This window comes from Pseudomonas sp. CNPSo 3701, assembly GCF_028674975.1.
GTDB lineage: Bacteria > Pseudomonadota > Gammaproteobacteria > Pseudomonadales > Pseudomonadaceae > Aquipseudomonas > Aquipseudomonas straminea.
Map to the genome: position 1 here is coordinate 189,923 of NZ_JAQZSI010000006.1, position 18,690 is coordinate 208,612.

14 protein-coding genes are annotated in these 18,690 nt (G+C 63.9%); 12 read left to right on the top strand and 2 right to left on the bottom strand.

Features of this window, described 5'->3' with window-relative positions:
* Positions 1 to 198 precede the first annotated feature (198 nt).
* The 4 genes from xerD (at position 199) to thrC (ending at position 4,818) form a co-directional block, all read left to right on the top strand.
* Entirely contained in the window at positions 199 to 1,095 is an 897-nt protein-coding gene (xerD, locus tag PVA39_RS18830; RefSeq protein ID WP_274125325.1) for a site-specific tyrosine recombinase XerD, read from the top strand.
* 108 nt (positions 1,096 to 1,203) lie between these two features.
* Positions 1,204 to 1,929 (top strand): thioredoxin fold domain-containing protein, encoded by a 726-nt coding sequence (locus tag PVA39_RS18835; RefSeq protein ID WP_093505856.1) that lies wholly within the window; start codon positions 1,204 to 1,206, stop codon positions 1,927 to 1,929.
* A gap of 114 nt (positions 1,930 to 2,043) precedes the next feature.
* On the top strand, positions 2,044 to 3,348 hold the full coding sequence (locus PVA39_RS18840) for a homoserine dehydrogenase (protein ID WP_274125326.1): 1,305 nt from the start codon (positions 2,044 to 2,046) through the stop codon (positions 3,346 to 3,348).
* 60 nt (positions 3,349 to 3,408) lie between these two features.
* A complete protein-coding gene (thrC, locus tag PVA39_RS18845; protein WP_274125327.1) occupies positions 3,409 to 4,818 on the top strand; it encodes a threonine synthase in 1,410 nt (469 codons plus the stop codon).
* Positions 4,819 to 5,014: 196 nt separating this feature from the next.
* On the opposite strand, the gene PVA39_RS18850 is transcribed toward thrC, so the two are convergent.
* Positions 5,015 to 5,737, bottom strand: a complete 723-nt coding sequence (locus tag PVA39_RS18850) for an endonuclease I family protein (protein ID WP_274125328.1) — start codon at positions 5,735 to 5,737, stop codon at positions 5,015 to 5,017.
* 530 nt (positions 5,738 to 6,267) lie between these two features.
* Between PVA39_RS18850 and bacA the strand changes: the two genes are divergently transcribed.
* The 8 genes from bacA (at position 6,268) to PVA39_RS18890 (ending at position 17,304) form a co-directional block, all read left to right on the top strand.
* Positions 6,268 to 6,882 (top strand): biofilm formation regulator BacA, encoded by a 615-nt coding sequence (bacA, locus tag PVA39_RS18855; protein WP_013790160.1) that lies wholly within the window; start codon positions 6,268 to 6,270, stop codon positions 6,880 to 6,882.
* Positions 6,883 to 6,894: 12 nt separating this feature from the next.
* Positions 6,895 to 7,590, top strand: coding sequence for a PspA/IM30 family protein (locus PVA39_RS18860; protein ID WP_274125329.1), 696 nt, complete (start codon positions 6,895 to 6,897; stop codon positions 7,588 to 7,590).
* Between the two features lie 72 nt (positions 7,591 to 7,662).
* Complete coding sequence (locus PVA39_RS18865) at positions 7,663 to 8,289, top strand: OB-fold-containig protein (RefSeq protein ID WP_274125330.1); 627 nt, start codon at positions 7,663 to 7,665, stop codon at positions 8,287 to 8,289.
* A gap of 38 nt (positions 8,290 to 8,327) precedes the next feature.
* Complete coding sequence (locus tag PVA39_RS18870) at positions 8,328 to 10,379, top strand: flotillin family protein (RefSeq protein ID WP_147176720.1); 2,052 nt, start codon at positions 8,328 to 8,330, stop codon at positions 10,377 to 10,379.
* A gap of 111 nt (positions 10,380 to 10,490) precedes the next feature.
* Positions 10,491 to 10,730 carry a hypothetical protein gene (locus tag PVA39_RS18875; RefSeq protein WP_274125331.1) on the top strand — a complete coding sequence of 80 codons (240 nt, stop codon included), beginning with the start codon at positions 10,491 to 10,493 and terminating at the stop codon, positions 10,728 to 10,730.
* Positions 10,731 to 10,805: 75 nt separating this feature from the next.
* Positions 10,806 to 16,040 carry a DNA repair ATPase gene (locus tag PVA39_RS18880; protein WP_274125332.1) on the top strand — a complete coding sequence of 1,745 codons (5,235 nt, stop codon included), beginning with the start codon at positions 10,806 to 10,808 and terminating at the stop codon, positions 16,038 to 16,040.
* The gene (locus tag PVA39_RS18885; RefSeq protein WP_274125333.1) at positions 16,037 to 16,615 is read left to right on the top strand and encodes a rhomboid family intramembrane serine protease; all 579 of its coding nucleotides are present in this window, start codon (positions 16,037 to 16,039) and stop codon (positions 16,613 to 16,615) included. The genes PVA39_RS18880 and PVA39_RS18885 overlap by 4 nt, the downstream gene beginning before the upstream one ends.
* A gap of 2 nt (positions 16,616 to 16,617) precedes the next feature.
* Positions 16,618 to 17,304 (top strand): phospholipase D-like domain-containing protein, encoded by a 687-nt coding sequence (locus PVA39_RS18890; protein WP_274125334.1) that lies wholly within the window; start codon positions 16,618 to 16,620, stop codon positions 17,302 to 17,304.
* A 271-nt stretch (positions 17,305 to 17,575) separates the two neighbouring features.
* Here PVA39_RS18890 and PVA39_RS18895 read toward each other — a convergent pair whose 3' ends face one another.
* Entirely contained in the window at positions 17,576 to 18,616 is a 1,041-nt protein-coding gene (locus tag PVA39_RS18895; protein ID WP_274125335.1) for a DUF2157 domain-containing protein, read from the bottom strand.
* Positions 18,617 to 18,690: the final 74 nt, after the last annotated feature.

Genomic DNA, 18,690 nt, shown 5'->3' on the forward strand with positions numbered 1-18,690 from the left:
AAAAGCAGCCTCGGCTGCTTTTTTCGTTTCTGGCGTTTGGTAGGCTGGCAGCCGTTTCGCAAGCCACCTGTGGGAGCGGGCGGGGGCGCCTAGCTCATGCGCGCGAAATCGCGGGTACGGCCCGATCCCACAAAAGCAGTGCAGTATCTGCTTTTGATTGTGTTGATAATGAATTTTTGCGTAGTGCAGATCTGATCCATGTCCGCTGTCGACCATCCATTGATCGAGCGTTTCATCGAGGCTTTGTGGTTGGAGAAGGGCCTGTCCGCCCATACCCAGTCGGCCTATCGCAGTGATTTGGCGCTGCTCAACGGCTGGCTGCAGGCCCGCGACGTCGAATTGCAATCGGTGGGCCGCGAGGTGCTGCTCGATCATCTGGCCTGGCGCATGAATGAAGGCTACAAGGCGCGCTCCACGGCGCGGCTGATTTCCGGCATGCGCGGCTTCTACCGCTTCCTGCTGCGCGAGGGCATCATCGACACCGATCCCACGCTGCAGGTCGACATGCCGCAGCTTGGCCGGCCGCTGCCCAAGTCGCTGTCCGAGGCGGATGTCGAGGCTCTGCTGGCTGCGCCGGATCTGGATGATCCCATCGGCCTGCGTGATCGCGCCATGCTCGAGGTGCTGTATGCCTGTGGTCTGCGGGTCAGCGAGCTGGTCGGGCTGACGCTCGAGCAGCTCAATCTGCGCCAGGGCGTGCTACGGGTGTTCGGCAAGGGCAGCAAGGAGCGCCTGGTGCCCATGGGGGAGGAGGCCATCGGCTGGGTCGAGCGCTATTGTCTTGAGGCGCGGCCTGCGCTGCTGGCTGGTCGGCCCGCGGACGTGCTATTCCCGAGCCTGCGTGGCGAGCAGATGACCCGGCAAACCTTCTGGCACCGTATCAAGCATCACGCCCAGGTGGCGGGGATCGCCAAGTCGCTGTCGCCGCACACTTTGCGTCATGCCTTCGCGACTCATCTGCTCAACCACGGCGCTGACCTGCGCGTGGTGCAGATGCTGCTGGGCCACAGTGATCTGTCCACCACGCAGATCTACACCCACATCGCCCGCGCGCGCTTGCAGGCGTTGCATGCTCAGCACCATCCGCGTGGCTGAATCGGCTGGTGCCAGTTGGCGCTTTGCGTCTGCCGGGCGCAGCCTGTGGCGCCGGTTATGGTAGTCTCTGTGCTTTCCCTGTCACCCCGTCGCTCGATAGGAGTTTTCATGCGTGTGACCCGCATCGTCGCGGCCATGGCTCTCGGCCTGGTCAGCACCCTCGGCCATGCCGCCGACCCGGATCAGGCGATCCGCAAGAACCTGCTTTCCATCCAGCCCGATCTGCCGATCGAAACCATTGCCGAGAGCCCGATGCCCGGCGTTTATCAGGTTCAGCTCAAGGGTGGTCGCCAGCTTTACGCCAGTGCCGATGGGCAGTTCGTGATGCAGGGCTACCTGTTTCAGTTCAAGGATGGCCAGGCCATCAACCTGACCGAAGCAGAAGAAAGCAAGGCCATCGCCAAGCAGATCAACGCCATTCCGGCCAAGGACATGGTGGTGTTCGCGCCGAAAGAGCCGAAAACCCATATCACCGTATTCACCGACACCGACTGCGCCTATTGCCAGAAGCTGCACAGCGAAGTTGGCGAGCTGAACAAGCTTGGCGTCGAGGTGCGTTACCTGGCTTTCCCGCGTCAGGGGATGGGCAGCAAGGGTGCCAAGGATCTGGCCAGTGTGTGGTGTTCCAAGGACCGCCAGGCCGCGATGAACAAGGCCAAGGCCCGTGAGTCGATTCCCCAGGTCAGCTGCGACAATCCGGTCGCGCAGGAGTACCAACTAGGGCAGGCGATCGGCGTCAACGGCACGCCGGCGATCATTCTTGAGAACGGCAAGATGATTCCCGGTTACCAGCCCGCCGCGCAGCTGGCGAAGCTGGCCCTGGAAGCCAAGTGATTCGAACCGGGGTAGTCGATTGACTATCCCTTGGCCGCTTCGTAATGTGCGGCTCTTTTTCCACGGCTGGCGCCCGCGTCGGCCGTTTTACGCAGTGCAGTTGGGGAGTCTAGTGTGAATCCGGTCAAAGTAGGCATCTGTGGGCTGGGTACCGTCGGTGGCGGTACCGTGAATGTGCTCAAGCGCAACGCCGAGGAAATCGCGCGTCGTGCCGGGCGTGGCATCGAGGTGGCGCAGATCGCCACCCGTACACCCAAGCCCCAGTACCAGTCGACCGGCATTACCATGACCGACGATGTCTTCGCGGTGGTCAGCAACCCCGAGATCGATATCGTCGTCGAGCTTATCGGCGGCTACAGCGTCGCCCGCGAGTTGGTCCTCAAGGCCATCGACAACGGCAAGCACGTGGTTACTGCCAACAAGGCGCTGATTGCCGTGCACGGCAACGAGATCTTCGCCCGCGCTCGCGAGAAGGGCGTGATTGTCGCGTTCGAGGCGGCGGTGGCTGGTGGCATTCCGGTGATCAAGGCGATCCGTGAAGGCCTGTCGGCCAACCGTATCAACTGGCTGTCCGGCATCATCAACGGCACCGGTAACTTCATCCTCAGTGAAATGCGCGAGAAGGGTCGCACCTTCGAAGACGTGCTGGCCGAGGCTCAGGCCCTGGGTTACGCCGAAGCCGATCCAACCTTCGACGTCGAAGGCATCGACGCGGCCCACAAGTTGACCATCCTGGCGTCCATCGCGTTTGGCATTCCGCTGCAGTTCGACAAGGCCTACACCGAAGGCATCACCAAGCTGACCACGGCCGACGTGAACTACGCCGAGGCGCTGGGCTACCGCATCAAGCATCTGGGGGTGGCGCGTCGTACCGACGCCGGCATCGAGCTGCGCGTGCACCCGACGCTGATCCCGGCCGACCGCCTGATCGCCAACGTTAATGGCGTGATGAACGCGGTGATGGTCAATGGCGACGCTGCCGGCAGCACCCTGTTCTACGGCGCGGGTGCCGGCATGGAAGCGACCGCTTCGGCCGTGGTGGCCGACCTGGTCGACGTGGTGCGTGCACTGACCACCGACCCGACCAACCGCGTGCCGCACCTGGCCTTCCAGCCGGATTCGCTGTCCGACCACCCGATCCTGCCGATCACCGCCTGCGAAAGCGCCTATTACCTGCGCATTCAGGCCAAGGATCGCCCGGGCGTGCTTGCCCAGGTGGCGAGCATCCTGTCGGAGCGCGGCATCAATATCGAGTCGATCATGCAGAAGGAAGTCGAGGAGCAGGACGGCCTGGTGCCGATGATCCTGGTCACCCATCGCGTTGCCGAGCAGCGCATGAACGACGCCATTTCTGCCCTGGAAGCGCTGGCCGACGTCGTCGGCAATGTGGTGCGCATCCGCGTCGAACAACTCAGCTAATTCAGTCGCGCGCTGCGACCCGTTCGCGGCGTGGCGCCCCAAACCGAAGGTTTGCAGACCATGCGCTATATCAGCACCCGCGGCCAGGCACCGGCCCTCAATTTCGAAGACGTCCTGCTGGCCGGCCTGGCCACGGACGGCGGCCTGTACGTGCCGGAAAACCTGCCACGCTTCAGTCAGGAAGAGATCGGCTCCTGGGCGGGCCTGCCGTATCACGAGCTGGCCTTCCGGGTGATGCGCCCGTTCGTGACCGGCAGCATTCCGGATGCCGACTTCAAGAAGATCCTCGAAGATACCTACGGCGTGTTCGAGCACTCGGCCGTGGCGCCGCTGCGTCAGCTGAACGGCAACGAGTGGGTGCTCGAGCTGTTCCATGGCCCGACCCTGGCGTTCAAGGATTTCGCCCTGCAGCTGCTCGGTCGCCTGCTCGATTACGTGCTGGCCAAGCGCAACGAGCGCGTGGTGATCATGGGCGCCACCAGTGGTGACACCGGCTCGGCGGCCATCGAAGGCTGCAAGGCCTGCGACAACGTCGATATCTTCATCATGCACCCGCACAACCGTGTGTCCGAGGTGCAGCGCCGGCAGATGACCACCATCCTCGGCGACAACATCCATAACATCGCCATCGAGGGCAACTTCGATGACTGCCAGGAGATGGTCAAGGCCAGCTTCGCCGATCAGGGCTTCCTCAAGGGCACGCGCCTGGTGGCGGTCAACTCGATCAACTGGGCGCGGATCATGGCCCAGATTGTCTACTACTTCCACGCGGCCCTGCAGCTGGGCGGGCCGGCGCGTTCGGTGGCCTTCTCGGTGCCGACCGGCAACTTCGGCGACATCTTCGCCGGCTATCTCGCCCGCAACATGGGCCTGCCGGTCAGCCAGCTGATCGTCGCCACCAACCGCAACGACATCCTGCACCGCTTCATGAGCGGCAATCAGTATGCCAAGGGCGAGCTGTACCCGACCCTGTCGCCGTCGATGGACATCATGGTCTCGTCGAACTTCGAGCGCCTGCTGTTCGACCTGCACGGTCGCAACGGTCCATCGATCGCCGCGCTGATGACCGAATTCCGCCAGACCGGTGGTTTCACCGTTGAAGACGACCGCTGGACCGAAGCCCGCAAGCTGTTCGACTCGCTCGCCGTGAGCGACGAGCAGACCTGCCAGACCATCGCTGAAGTCTATGCTGCCACGGGCGAGCTGCTCGATCCGCACACCGCCATCGGCGTGCGTGCCGCGCGCGAATGCCGTCGCAGCCTATCGGTGCCGATGGTGGTGCTGGGCACGGCCCATCCGGTGAAGTTCCCGGAGGCCATCGAGAAGTCCGCCGTGGATCTGTCGCCAGCCTTGCCGGCGCACCTGGCCGATCTGTTCGAGCGTGATGAGCGCTGCACTGTGCTTGCTAACGACCTGCCAACCGTGCAGCAATTCGTGGCGGCACATGGTAATCGCGGCAAGCCGCTGTAAGCGAAGGCGCTGCGAAGCGAAAGGCCGGTCACCGAGAGGTGCCGGCCTTTTGTGTTTGGGGAAGTGGTCGGGGACGCCTGGTTCATGCCCGCGATTCGCGCGCATGGCGCGCTCCCACAAAGGCTGGTCTGTAGCTATCGGGAAGTGGGGTGGGCTTTAGCCCACCAATCCACCAGAGCGCGTCTGCCTCGAGGCGCTACCGCCGATTGACCGCCGCAATTGGCGCCTGCTGGCAAAGTCGTTTATCCAATTGCCCGACATAGGGGTTGCCCCAGCCCATCACGCAGCCGACCAGTTGGTTGCGTTGGCGCTCCCACTGCTCGGCGGGATAGGTCTTGTTCCAGGCGTTGAACAGCTGGCGGTTCTGCTTGGATAGACGCAACTGGTAGCGATCGCTCATGTACAGATAGGTGCGGGCGATCATGCCGCGTACCTGCTGGCGCGGCATCACCTTGCGCGCCTTGAAGTCGACTACCGTGGGGCAGGCGCCGTACTGGTTGGGCTTTTGCGGCAGCCAGCCGAAGTCATAGTTGCTGCGGTCGCCATTGACCTCACCAATCGCCGGCACCAGGTTATGCAGGTCGGCTTCGGCGCGGCGATAAACGCTGTCGTTCTTGCTGCAGTTCTTGCGCCCGCCGTGCTGCCAGCACTGGCGCTGATGGCCGATCTGCCAGGCCGGGACGATGTGTTCCCACTCGATGCGCGCCGCGCGGTTGGCATTCTTGCGTGGTGTGTAACCGCAGCTTTTCAGGTCTACACGGTTGCCTTTGAAGCTGCAGCCGCAATAGAACTCCACCGACTGGCGCTCATAGAGCGTCCAGCCGATCTTCTTGGCTTGAGTGAAGTTTTGCGGCGGGGCGGCTTGCAGTGAGGTGCAGAGTGTGAGGCACAGCAGGGTGAGAAGGCTGCGAAACGGCATGCGGCTTTCCTAAAAAGTGCCGCATCATACCGGCTCGTTGTGGTTTGCCAAGGCTGGCCCATTGATGGCGTCTATCTAGGGTCTGTTGCCGTTTCAACGCGAGCCGCGTTGCCGCGAGAAATCTTGCCAGGCTAGATGGAGGGCGCAGGGAATGGCGTTCCCTTTTCAAGTCCTCCAGCAACGCATGGCGAGATTTCTCGCGCAACCCGAAGAGCCGGGCCCGTTTTGCCGTGATACTGCGTTTCTCGCCGGCTCATTTAGCTCGCTAAACTTCGCGGCTCGCGCCTTGCCTCGCGGTAAAAACGGGCTCCGGCGCGGCCGTGCGTGAAACGGCAACAGATCCTGGGATTCAATCTCTATGCTCTGCGACGCAGTCGGCGAACTTGTCCCATTTTCTCGGTTAAAGTTCTGCGGCTGACTCCCTCTTTCAGGCTATCGGTGCCTGGGCCCGCAAGACCCCGATTACAGCTCTCGAATAAATTACATGTGATGTCTTGAGTTCTCACATGTGATGTTCTAGGCTGCGCCACATGGAAAACAAATCATCTGCGCACTACCAGCGTCTTTTCCGTCAGCGTCTGCGCGAGCAGGGGTTGGTGAAGAAGGAGGTCTGGATTCTGCCCGAGCATGCCCAGAGGCTCTCGGCGGTCGAAAGGAAACTGCGCCAGCCCCAGCCGGAGCTGGCTTCAATGGAGGAGGGGGTGAGCATGCCTCAGGTTTGGACTGCACAAACGTTGTTCGATGCGCTGTCGGCGACAGAGCCGTTTGCCGATGGCCGCGCGGCCGTCGAGCTGATCCAGGGTGCCGACGCCAGTCTGCACGTGACCATGAAGGAATACGGCGATCTGCCGCTGTTCATCGCTGTGTTCGGCGACCAGATCGTGGTCGAGGCGCTGCTCTGGCCGGCCAGCGACGTTCGCGACACCGCCGCCTTCAACGAAGAAGTGCTGCGCAGCCACAAGCTGTTCCCGCTGTCCTGCGTCGGGCTGGAAACCCTGCCAGACGGTCAGGCCTGCTACACCATGTTCGGTGCGCTCAGCGCCTCGTCGATCTTGCCCAACGTGGTACTGGAGATCGAAACGCTGGCGGACAACGTCATCAAAGCGACCGAAGCCTACGAAGACTTCCTCAAGGCCAGTGCATAAGGAGACATGCCCATGAACGTCTGGAGCAAATTGCTGACGGCGCTGCGCGGCGGTGCCAACGAAATGGGTGAGGCGCTGGTCGATGGCCAGGCCCTGCGCATCCTCGATCAGGAAATCCGCGACGCTGACGTCGAGCTGCGCAAATCCAAGGAAGCGTTGGCCGAGATCATGGCCAAGCAGAAGCTGGCCGCCGAGCGCGCCAGCAAGTCTGCCGCCAAGATCGCCGAGTACGAGCAGTACGCGGTCAAAGCGCTGGAAACCGGTAAGGAAGACCTGGCAGCCGAAGTGGCCGGCAAGATCGCCAACCTGGAAATCGAACTGGACAGCGAGCGCGAGCAGGCTGATGCCTACGCTGCCAGCGTGGCTCAGCTACGGGCCGCGGTGAGCCAGGCGGAAGCCAACATCAAACGCCTGAAACAACAGGTCGATACCGTCAAGGCCACCGAAAGCGTGCAGAAGGCGCAGATGGCCGTGGCCCAGCGTTACGGCGGCTCCCAGGCCAAGTTGCACACTGCGGTCGAGTCGCTGGAGCGCATCAAGCAGCAGCAGGCCGAGCGTGCAGCGAAGATGGAGGCGGCAGCTGAGCTGGCCGAAGCCTCCAACCTCGACGAGTCGCTGGACGCCAAGCTGCGCGCTGCCGGTATTGTCGCCGACAAGAGTAGTGCCGACAGCGTGCTGGCGCGTCTGAAGGACAAAGCCAAGCCCTGATCACAGGCTGGCCCGTAGCGTCATCGATGGTGGGGCCAACAGGCTCCGCCATGTTTTCAGGGATAGGAAACCATGGAAATCTTCCTGCAGGTCTCGTTGGCGTTCCCGACGGTCATTTTCACCTTTCTGCTGTGCCTGGCGGTGGTGTACTGGGTCGTCGTCGCGTTCGGCCTGATCGAGATCGACGTGCTCGACATCGAGGCCGATTCCGCCCTGGAAGGCCCGGCGGCAGCGCTCCTGTCCAAACTCAAACTACGTGACGTACCGCTGACCCTGGTGCTGACGCTGTTGTCTTTCTTCGCCTGGTTCATCAGCTATTTCGCCGACCTCTGGCTGCTCGGCCTTTTGCCGCTCGAGTGGCTGCGTTACCCGCTGGGCCTGGCGGTCGCGGTGCTGGCGCTGCTGCTCGCCGTGGCACCTACCCGGCTGTTGTGCGCGCCGCTGCGCCCGTTGTTTCTCAAGCTGGAAGTGACCAGCAGCAAGAGCGTGCTCGGCCAGACCGCCGTGGTGCGCAGCGGGCGGGTGACCGCCAGCCATGGCGAAGCAGTGCTGGAAGACGGTGGCGCCGGGCTGATCCTGCGTGTGCGCGCCGACGAGCAACTGGGTTTCAAGCGTGGCGATCGTGTCGTTTTACTGGAATACCTGGAGGCGCAGCACGCCTACCGGGTGATAACCGAGGATGAGTTCCGCGGCATCTGAACCGGCGGTTCCGTCTGTCTCAAAGGAGATTGAGTGCAATGTACAACCTTCCCCCGTCGTTGATCCCCGTGCTGGTCGGGGTTGGCCTGGTCGCCCTGCTGATCGTCGGCCTGCTGGCGCTGTTCAAGGCCTTCTATATCAAGGTTCCCCAGGGTACGGCACTGATCGTCAACGACATGTCGTCGACGCCCAAGGTGCATTTCACCGGTGCCTTGGTGTACCCGGTCATCCACCTCAAGGAGTTCATGAAGATCTCCCTGATCACCCTGGAAGTCGACCGCCGCGCCAAGGACGGGCTGATCTGCCGCGACAACATGCGCGCCGACATCACCGTGGCCTTCTACCTGCGCGTCAACGAGACCCAGGAAGACGTGCTCAAGGTTGCCAAGGCCATCGGCGTGGAACGCGCCTCTGACCGTGCGGCGGTCAACGAGCTGTTCAACGCCAAGTTCTCCGAAGCCCTGAAAACCGTCGGCAAGCAGTTCGACTTCGTGCAGCTGTTCGAGAACCGCCAGGATTTCCGCGACCGCATCGTCGAGGTGATCGGCAACGACCTCAACGGTTACGTACTCGAAGACGTGGCCATCGACTACCTGGAGCAGACCTCCAAGGCCTCGCTGGACCCAAGCAACATTCTCGATGCCGAAGGTATTCGCAAGATCACCGAGCTGACCGCCGCGCAGAACGTCATCACCAATGACCTGGAGCGCAACGAAGAACTGGCGATCAAGAAGAAGAACGTCGAAACCCGTGAGGCGACCCTGGCCCTCGAGCGTCAGCAGGCCGACGCCGAGGCGCGCCAGAAACGCGAGGTGGAGACCATCCGCGCCCGTGAGGAAGCGGAAACCCTCAAGGTGCGCGAAGAAGAGCGCCTGAAGGCCGAGCAGGCGCGTATCCAGACCCAGCAGGAGCTGGACATCCGCGCCGAGAATCACCAGCGTGAAGTGGAAGTGGCCCAGCAGAACCGCCAGCGCGCGGTGGTCATCGAGGTCGAGAAGGTCACCCGCGCCAAGGATCTGGAAGTGGTAGCCCGCGAGCGCGAGGTCGAGCTGCAGCGCATCGAGAAGGAAAAGGCGCTCGAAGAAGAACGCAAGAACATCGCCAGCGTGGTGCGCGAGCGCGTGGCGGTGGAAAAGACCGTCGCCCAGGAAGAAGAGCGCATCAAGGAAGTACGCGAAGTCTCCGAAGCCGAGCGCCTGAAGCAGGTCACCGTGCTCAACGCTCAGGCCGAAGCCGAGCAGGAGCTGGTGCGCCAGGTCAAACAGGCCGAGGCCGACGAAACCCGTTCCAAGCACAAGGCGGTGGAAATCAACAACCTCGCCCAGGCCGAGCTGGAAGCCGCGGCCAAGAGTGCCGAGGCCAAGAAGAAACTGGCCGAAGGCATCGAAGCCGAGCGCGCTGCGCCTGGCCTGGCCGATGCGCGTGTGCGTGAAGTCACCGCTGCGGCGAAAGAGAAGGAAGGTCTGGCCGAGGCTCGCGTGCAGGCCGAGCGTCTGATCGCGGAAGCCAAGGGCGAGCAGGAGAAAGGTCTGGCCCAGGCCCGCGTGATCGAAGCGCAGGCGGCCGCCAAGGAAAAAGACGGTCTGGCCGACGCCAAGGTGTTGGAAGAGAAGCTCGGCGCCCAGGCACGTGGCGAAGAGCAGCTCGGTACTGCCAAGGCCAAGGCGACCCAGGATCTGGGCATGGCCGAAGCGCAGGTGCTGCTGGAGCGTCTGAACGCCGAGGCAGAAGGTCTGGGCAAGAAGTTCGGTGCTCTCGACGCGCTCAGCGACAATGCTCGCCAGCACGAAGAGTTCCGCATGCAGTTGGAGAAGAGCTTCGAGGAGGCCATGGCCGCGATTGCTGCCAACAAGGAAATCGCCAAGGACCAGGCCGAGGTACTGGCCACCGCGCTGGCCAAGGCGAAGATCGAGATCGTCGGCGGCGAAGGCGACTTCTTCAACTCGTTCGCCAAGTCCCTGTCGGTCGGCAAGGCCATTGAGGGCGTGGTCGGCAAGAGCCCGGTGGTGCAGGACGTGCTTGCGCGTCTGCTGCAGGGCCGCGCCACTGAAGCCAAGCCGGCAGCTGTAGGCGACGCGGACGCGGTGTAAGTCTGAATGCCGGTGCCAGCCTGTGCGGGCTGGCGCCGGTCACGGATCAGGCGCGCAGCAGCTGCGCGCATTCAGGCCGTCATGGCCTGCCTCAATGACAAGGAAAGTGGCATGTCGCAATCTAGAGATCACCTGGAAATGACCTTTCGCAGCATCCAGTGCTTTGCCGATGACGGCCGCCTGGACGCCGCCGAACTGGGCTCGCTGCTGGAAATCGCCGAGCGTGACGGCGTGATTGATGACGACGAGATCCGCGTACTGACGCGCATCATCGCCCGCATCAAACCCGAGGAGCTCGACGCCGCGATGCACGAGAAGCTCGCCGAGATCGCCCGCAAGATCGGTGCCTGAGCACCGCCTCATTTTTTTCGGCCCCGCCCATGACGGGACCTTGCTTGCAGACCGCGCAGATTCAGGAAGACCATGATGTCGGACGCCCAAGCCGAAAACACCCAGCAGGACATTCTCGACAAGGCCGTGGCCGAAGGCGGCGCCTACGAGGTGCTGCACAAACGCTTGCAGGAGCAGGGCCTGCGCCTGCGCCAGAGCACCGAAGCGCTCAACGAGCAGCGCCTGCAGGAGTTCGGCAGCAGCCAGATGGAAGTGATCGGGCGGGTGCGTATCCGTACCGAGAACAACTGCATCGCCCGCGACATCGTGCAGGTCGGCGACTGGCTGCTGTTCGGCTACAACGTGTTCATGGGCCTGAAGAAGGAAACCTCGGTCGCCGACGTGTTCTCCCTCTATCGCCTGGTCGAGGGCAGCGAGGGCTATGAAGCCGAAGCGGTCGCCCTGGACGGCACCTTCCTGAGCCAGAGCGGCTTCGTCAACGACTTCAACGAGCTGTACACCTACTACAAGAACACCCGTCTGCTGCAACTGGCGATCCGCGACGGCAAGCTGCTGGCCAGCTTCCAGATCGGCGAGCGGATCACCGACATCCGCGTGTTTCGCTGGTCGCTGTCGCTCGACGGCAAGGACGTGCGCTATATCGACAACCGCGGCGAGCGCGATATCGCGCTGCCGGCGCCGTTCGATTTCGAGTGGCAGAAAACCACCCGCGAGATGACGGTCAACGGCCGCCATCCGCACCTGAACATCCTCGACACGGTATTCGTCGAGACGGTCGGCGGCGACCTGACCATCAAGGTTGAGAACAACACCGAAAGCGGCCAGGGCATCTACCGCGAAGAGGTGATGGACAAGACCCAGTCGCTGGACGATGCGCAGATCGAATACGCCGCCCTGGGCAGCCTGATCCTGCTCAAGGTGCTGCCGTACCGCGAGGAGCAGTGGCGCTACCTGGTGTTCAACCGCCTGACCCGCAAGGTCGAGCGTATCGACGCCATCGGCCTGGCCTGCGTGCAGCTGCCCGAAGACCACGGCATCATCTTTCCCGGCGGCTACTACCTGCAGAACGGCGAGTACAAGACCTTCGAGCAGTCGATGGCCGGCATGCGCTTCAAACGCTCGGTGCGCTCGCCCAACGGCGAGGACGTGCAATACATCTTCTACCATCCCGGCGAAGGCCGGGCGGTGCTGTTGACCTACAACATGGTCACCCGTCAGTTGCAGAACCCGATCTTCGGCCACGGCTACGCGCGCCTGGAAGACGGGCGCATGGTGATCTTCTCCGCCGAGGGTGACGAGCCCACGCGGATTCACCCCATGCAGGTCTGGCAGACGCCGTTCGAGAGCGAGGAGTTCGCCGCCCGCCAGCCGGCGCGCAGCGGCTTCTTCGGGCGCATCGGCAATGCCGAACTGGTGCGCGGGGTCTCCGATCTGTTCAACCTCAGTCGCGAGATCGAAAGCCGCGAAGTGTCGGTGGCGCGCTATAGCCTGCTGTGCCAGAACACCCGCCGGCTGTTCGACATCTATCACTGGCTGAGCGACCCGCAGTGCGCCGAGCTGGCGCCACTGCTGCGCGAGATCGCCGCCACCGGCGAGCTGGTGCTTGACGAATTCGAGAAGGTCGAGAGCATTCGCCAGCAGTCCGCCGCGGCCATGGCCGACGCCGAAAGCCGCCAGAAGGCGTTGCTCGAAAGCGTGCGCTCGGACACCTGGGACAAGGTCGAGCAATACGTCGACGCCCTCAATGCGATCACCGCCCAGCGTGGCCAACTGCTGACCATCCGTGACTACCGCTACATCGACGTGGCGCGCATCGACGCCATGGAAACCGCGTTGCTCGAAGCCCGTGACCAGACCGCCGCGGCCACCTCGCGCTTTCTCGCCGGTGATGCTGCGCTGCAGCCCTATCACCACGATCTGCAGGTGTTCGACGAGCAGGCGCAGAAGGCCGAGAGCGTCGCGCAGCTGGCCGAGCCGCTGGCCGGCCTCAACGAGATGGCCGGTAACCTGGACATGCTCTCCGGGTTAATGGCCTCGTTGCAGATCGACGACGCCACCGAACGCACGCGCATCGTCGATGCCATTTCCGAGGTATACGCCAAACTCAACCAGGCCAAGGCGCGCGCCGAGCAGCGCCGCAAGGGCCTGGGGTCTGCCGAGACCGTGGCGCAGTTCGGTGCCCAGTTCAAGCTGTTCAGCCAGAGCGTCACCAACGCCCTGGCGCTGGCCCAGGACCCGGAAAAATGCGACGAGCAGCTGTCGCGCCTGCTGGTGCAGCTTGAGGAGCTGGAAAGCCAGTTCGGCGATCACGAACAGTTTCTCGGTGACATCCTCGCCAAGCGCGAGGAGCTGCTGGAAACCTTCGAGGCGCACAAGCAGAGCCTGCTCGACGAGCGTCAACGCAAGGCCCAGGGCCTGCTCGACGCCGCGCGGCGGATCCTCGACAGCCTCGGCCGGCGTACCGCCAAGTTCACAGAGGCCCAGGAACTCAACGCCTTCTTCGCCGCCGACCCGCTGATCCTCAAGCTGCGCGAACTGGCCGAGCGCCTGCGTGAGCTCAAGGACAGCGTCAAGGCCGATGACGTCGAGGCGCGCCTCAAGGCCGCTCGCGACCAGGCCGTGCGCGCGCTGCGCGACAAGAGCGAGCTGTTCGAGGCCGGCGGCGACGTCATCAAGCTGGGGCCACGCCACCGTTTCGCGGTCAACACTCAGGAGCTCGACCTGACCCTGCTGCCGCGTGGCGACGGTCTGTTCCTGCACCTGACCGGCACCGACTTTCTCGAGCCGCTTCACGATGGCGAACTTGATGGCCTGCGTGATTACTGGCAGGCCAGCCTGGAGTCCGAGTCGGCCGCGCTGTACCGCGGCGAGTACCTGGCGGGCCTGGTGCTCGACGCGGCGGTGAACAATACCGACGGCCTTAGCCTGGATCAGCTCAAGGCGCACATGAGCCAGCCCGACGAGCTGATCAAGCGCATCCGTGAATTCGCTGCGCCGCGTTACAAGGAGGGTTACCAGAAGGGCATCCACGATCAGGACGCCATGGCCATCCTGCTGCGTCTGCTGGCGCTGCGCGAGGCGGCTGGCCTGTTGACCTATTCGCCACGGGCCCGCGGCCTGGCGCTGTTCTTCTGGAACCGCTGGCGCGAAGACGTGGAGGCCGCCCACTGGCCGGAGCGGGCGCGCACCTGCGCCAACATCCGCCAGCTGTTCGGCCGCGACGAGGGCATCCGCCAGCTACGCGAGGAAGTGCTCAAGGCGCTGCACGGTTTTCTCGTCCGCCACCCGATGCCGTTCGACGCTGCGCTGCAGCGCGAGGCGGCCGAATACCTGGTCGAGGAGCTGGCCGCGCCACGCATCGAATTCGTGGTCAGCAAGTACGCCCGCGACCTGTTCGATGGCCTGCGCCGGCACCTGGAGGCCGCCCATATGTGGGAGGGCTACGTGCAGGCCCAGGAACGCCTGCGCGGGCGTCCGGATCAGCGTTGGGCGCTGGCCGAGAACTGGCTGCAGGCCTACTGCGCGCAGCAGGGCCAGGAGCAACTTACGGCCTACGTGCCGGAGGCGGTGGCCTTGGGCCTGATCGACAGCGACCTGCCGCAGCGCGTCACCGAGGCCGATCTGCAAGTGCGCATCGAGGGGCTGCTGGGCGACCACCCACGCATCCAGGACGGCACCCTGAGTTTCGCCCTGCACGATTTCTTCCAGCGCCTGCGCCATCACCGCGAGGCCTTCCTGCCCGAGTTGCAGCGTTACCAGAACCTGCGTCAGGAGGTGGTCAACCGTGAGCGCACGGCGCTGCGCCTGAGCGAGTTCAAGCCGCGGCCGCTGTCATCGTTCGTGCGTAACAAGCTGATCAACGACGTGTACCTGGGCTTCATCGGCGACAACCTGGCCAAGCAGATGGGCACCGCCGGGGAGAACAAGCGCACCGACCTGATGGGCTTGCTTATGCTCATCTCGCCGCCTGGCTACGGCAAGACCACGCTGATGGAGTACGTGGCCCACCGCCTGGGGCTGATCTTCATGAAGATCAACGGCCCGGCCCTCGGCCACGAGGTGCGCTCCATCGACCCGGCCCAGGCGCCGGACGCCACTTCGCGCCAGGAGCTGGAAAAGCTCAACCTGGCGCTGGAAATGGGCAACAACGTGATGCTCTATGTCGATGACATCCAGCACACCCACCCCGAATTCCTGCAGAAATTCATCTCCCTGTGCGACGGCACGCGGCGTATCGAAGGCGTGTGGAAGGGCAAGACCAAGACCTACGACATGCGCGGCAAGAAGTTCTGTGTGGTGATGAGCGGCAACCCGTACACCGAGTCCGGCGACGTGTTCAAGATCCCCGACATGCTCGCCAACCGCGCCGACATCTACAACCTGGGCGATACCCTGGGCGGCATGCAGGAAGCCTTCGCGCTCTCCTACATCGAGAACAGCCTGACCTCCAACCCGGTGCTGGCACCCCTGGCCACCCGCGACATGGCCGACGTCTACCGCTTCGTCGCCAAGGCCGAGGGCAAGCCGTTCTCGGCCAACGAGTTGTCGCACAGCTACAGCGGCGCGGAGATCAACGAGATCGTCGCCACCCTGCAGCGTCTGATGCAGGTGCGCGACGTGGTCGGCCGGGTCAACCAGCAGTACATCGTCAGCGCCGCCCAGGCCGACAACTACCGCACCGAGCCGCCGTTCAAGCTGCAGGGCAGCTACCGCAACATGAACAAGATGGCCGAGAAAATCAGCTCGGTGATGAACGAGAGCGAGCTGCTGCAGCTGATCGCCGACCACTACCAGGGCGAGTCGCAGCTGCTCACCACCGGCGCCGAGGAGAACCTGCTCAAGCTCGCCGAGCTGCGTGGCAACCAGACGCCCGAGCAGGCTGAACGCTGGGCGCAAATCAAGCGTGACTTCATGCGCAACAAGGCCATGGGTGGCAGCGACTCGGACGTCGGCGCCCGCGTGGTGGCCCAGCTCAACGACCTGGTCGATGGCGTGCGCGGTTTGGCGCGCAGCGAGCCGACGGCGCCAGCGGTTGCCGCCGTGCCCTGGCAGGAGTTGCTGGCCGGCCTGGAACGGCTGCGCGAAGTGCCGCCCAGGGTCGAGGTGGCCGTGCAGGCTGCGCCGCAGCCTGGCATCCAGGCACTGCTGGAACGCCTGGCCGATGGCCTGCAGGACGGCGTGCTGCCGCTGATCAACGCCATGGACAAGAAGATCGACATCGACCTGGGGACGCACAAGCGCATGGGCGACATGGCCCAGCAACTGCGTGAGATCGCCCGGATGATGGGGCAGGGCGGCGAGGCGCCGTGACGCTCTGGCTGTTGCCGCGCCTGAAGCTGCTGTTCGGCATCGCTGCGGTGATGGTCGTGCTGCAACTGATCAACAGCCTGGACGGCTACAGCCTCAACCGCTTCGGGCTGATCCCGCGCGAGGTGCAGGCGTTGCCGGGCATCGCCCTGGCGCCCTGGTTGCACGGCAGCTGGCTGCACCTGTTCGGCAACCTCAGCGGCTTCATGGTGCTGGGCGCCCTGGCGCTGCTGGAGTCGCGGGCCGAGTTCATCCGCGCCAGCCTGTTCATCATCGTCGTCAGTGGCATGCTGGTCTGGCTGTTCGGGCGCACCGGCATCCATGTCGGCTCCAGCGGCTGGCTGTTCGGCTTGTGGGGGCTGCTGCTGGGCCGCGCCTGGTTTCGCCGCAGCTTCGCCGACCTGCTGCTGGCGGCCCTGGCTCTGCTGCTGTACGGCGGTTTTTTCTACGGTCTGCTGCCCCAGCAGGGCGTTTCGTTCGAATACCACCTGGCCGGCGCAGTGTGCGGCGGCCTGTACGCCTCATGGCAACGCGGCGGCCAGAAACGTCGCACTCGAAAACGGACTCGACAAGGTTAAAAATGGATTTCAATCGCCTCGACCAACACCTGCGTGACAGCCTCGTCGACCTCAGGCTCAGCAACGAGGAGCGCGACGAACTGCGCGAACTGGGCAACGACCTGACGCCCGACCAGGTGCGCTACATGCGCAACCGCGCCTTCGATCTGGTGCGCGAACTGATCACCGACCCGGACAACGCCGTGTCGGCCCTTAAATGGCTGGAGCAGGTGATCAAGACGTTGGAGGTGCGCTGCTCACCGATGCGTGGCCAGAGCAGTGCGCATTTCAGCCCCGGCGAAAGCTGCCGCCAGCGCATCCGCGACCTGTGCCGCAACGCCCGGGATTCGGTGGATGTATGCGTATTCACCATTTCCGACGACCAGCTCAGCGACGAGCTGATCGCCGTGCACCGCCGTGGGCTGGCCGTGCGTATCATCAGCGACAGCGAAAAGCGCTTCGACGTCGGTAGCGACATCCAGCAACTGATCGATGCCGGCGTGCCGCTGCGTATCGACAACAGCCCGTTTCACATGCACCACAAGTTCGCGCTGTTCGACGGTCGCCTGCTGCTCAACGGCAGCTTCAACTGGACGCGCAGCGCCAGTACCAGCAACGAGGAGAACCTGTTGGTGACCAACGATCCGCATCTGGTCGCCGAGTACCGCCGCGAGTTCGAGATGCTTTGGGCGCGCTACCGACCGAATTGACGGCCTAGGGTCTGTTCCCGTTTCACGCACGGCCGCGCCGGAGCCAGTTTTTGTGCGAGGCAAGGCACGAGATGCGAAGTTTGGCGGGCCAAATGAGCCATCGAGTAACGCCGCATCGCACAAAAACTGGCCCGGCCCTTCGGGTTGCGCGGGAAATGGCCTCCGCTGTCGTTGCAGGACTTGGCAAGGGAGCAACCATTCCCTGCGTCCTGCGCCTAACCGGAGGCCATTTCTCGCGGCAACGCGGCTCGCGCTGAAACGGGAACAGACCCTAGCGACGCAGCGCCGGCAGAAATGCCAGGAGACTCGCTGGTAACTGCCGGCGCAACGCCTCGCTCATCGCCTCGCGGCGCTTCTGGTAGAGCAGGCCGAGGCCCATCACGCCAAGGCCGATCAGGCTGACCACCACCGGGAACAGCAGCGAGTCCTCGAATACGTCGTGGGCCAGGTAGCCGAGATAGCCGGCCACGCCCAGGGCGCCGAAGACCATGAACAGCGGGCGGCGCAGCAATATCGACAGGCCGATCAGGCCCAGGTTGATCAGGCAGTAAAGCGCCTTGCCCAGCTCGCTGCCGCTGTCCATCAGGCTCAGGCCACCCCAGAACGCCGTCAGCCCGGCCAGGTAACCCCAGAAGGCGTAATCACGCTTGCTGCGGCCGTCCACCAGCAGGCTGGCGAGCAGAATCACCAGGCCGAACCACAGCGACACCTCGCGGCGCTGCTCCCAGCTGAAGTATTCGCCATGCAGCAGCTCGCTCAGGTCCATGGACATGAACCACAGCGCCACGGCAATCGGCATGACGATGAACGGGAAGGGCAGCAGGCGCAGTACCAGCAGGCCGACCAGCACCGTCGCCACTTCCATGACCAGCCAGCCGCCCTGCACGTAGCGGTAGTAGTCGACGTAGTCCGCCTGCGCGTCATCCAGGGGCCACAGACCCAGCAGCCTTTGTGCGGCGAACACCACCAGTGGCGTGAGGCTCACTGCCACGGCTCCGAGCAGGCCGCCGGGAATCGGCTGGCCGCGGCGCCACAGGCTGCGCCCGCCGAGCAGGAACAGCAGCAGGTAAGCCGTGCTGATCAGCAGGAGCGCCAGGTCACCTATGTTCATCCAGGCTTCTGTGAGCAGCCAGCCCATGGCGCCCATGATCAGCAGGGCGCCGAAGTAATAGGCGATATGGGAGAGCTGGAAGCTGGGGCGCTCAGTGGGCGTCTGCTGCAGAAAGGCCAGCAGCGCCTGATCCTGGCCGGGCTGCAGGACGCCGGCCTGTACGGCGCGGCTGAGGTCACTGGACTCTATGGTCAGCTTCATGGGGTGGACGTCCTGTCTTGGAGCCGCTGCTTGAAGTCGCAGCGGCGTGCCCAGGCGTTGCGCCTGGGCGTAGT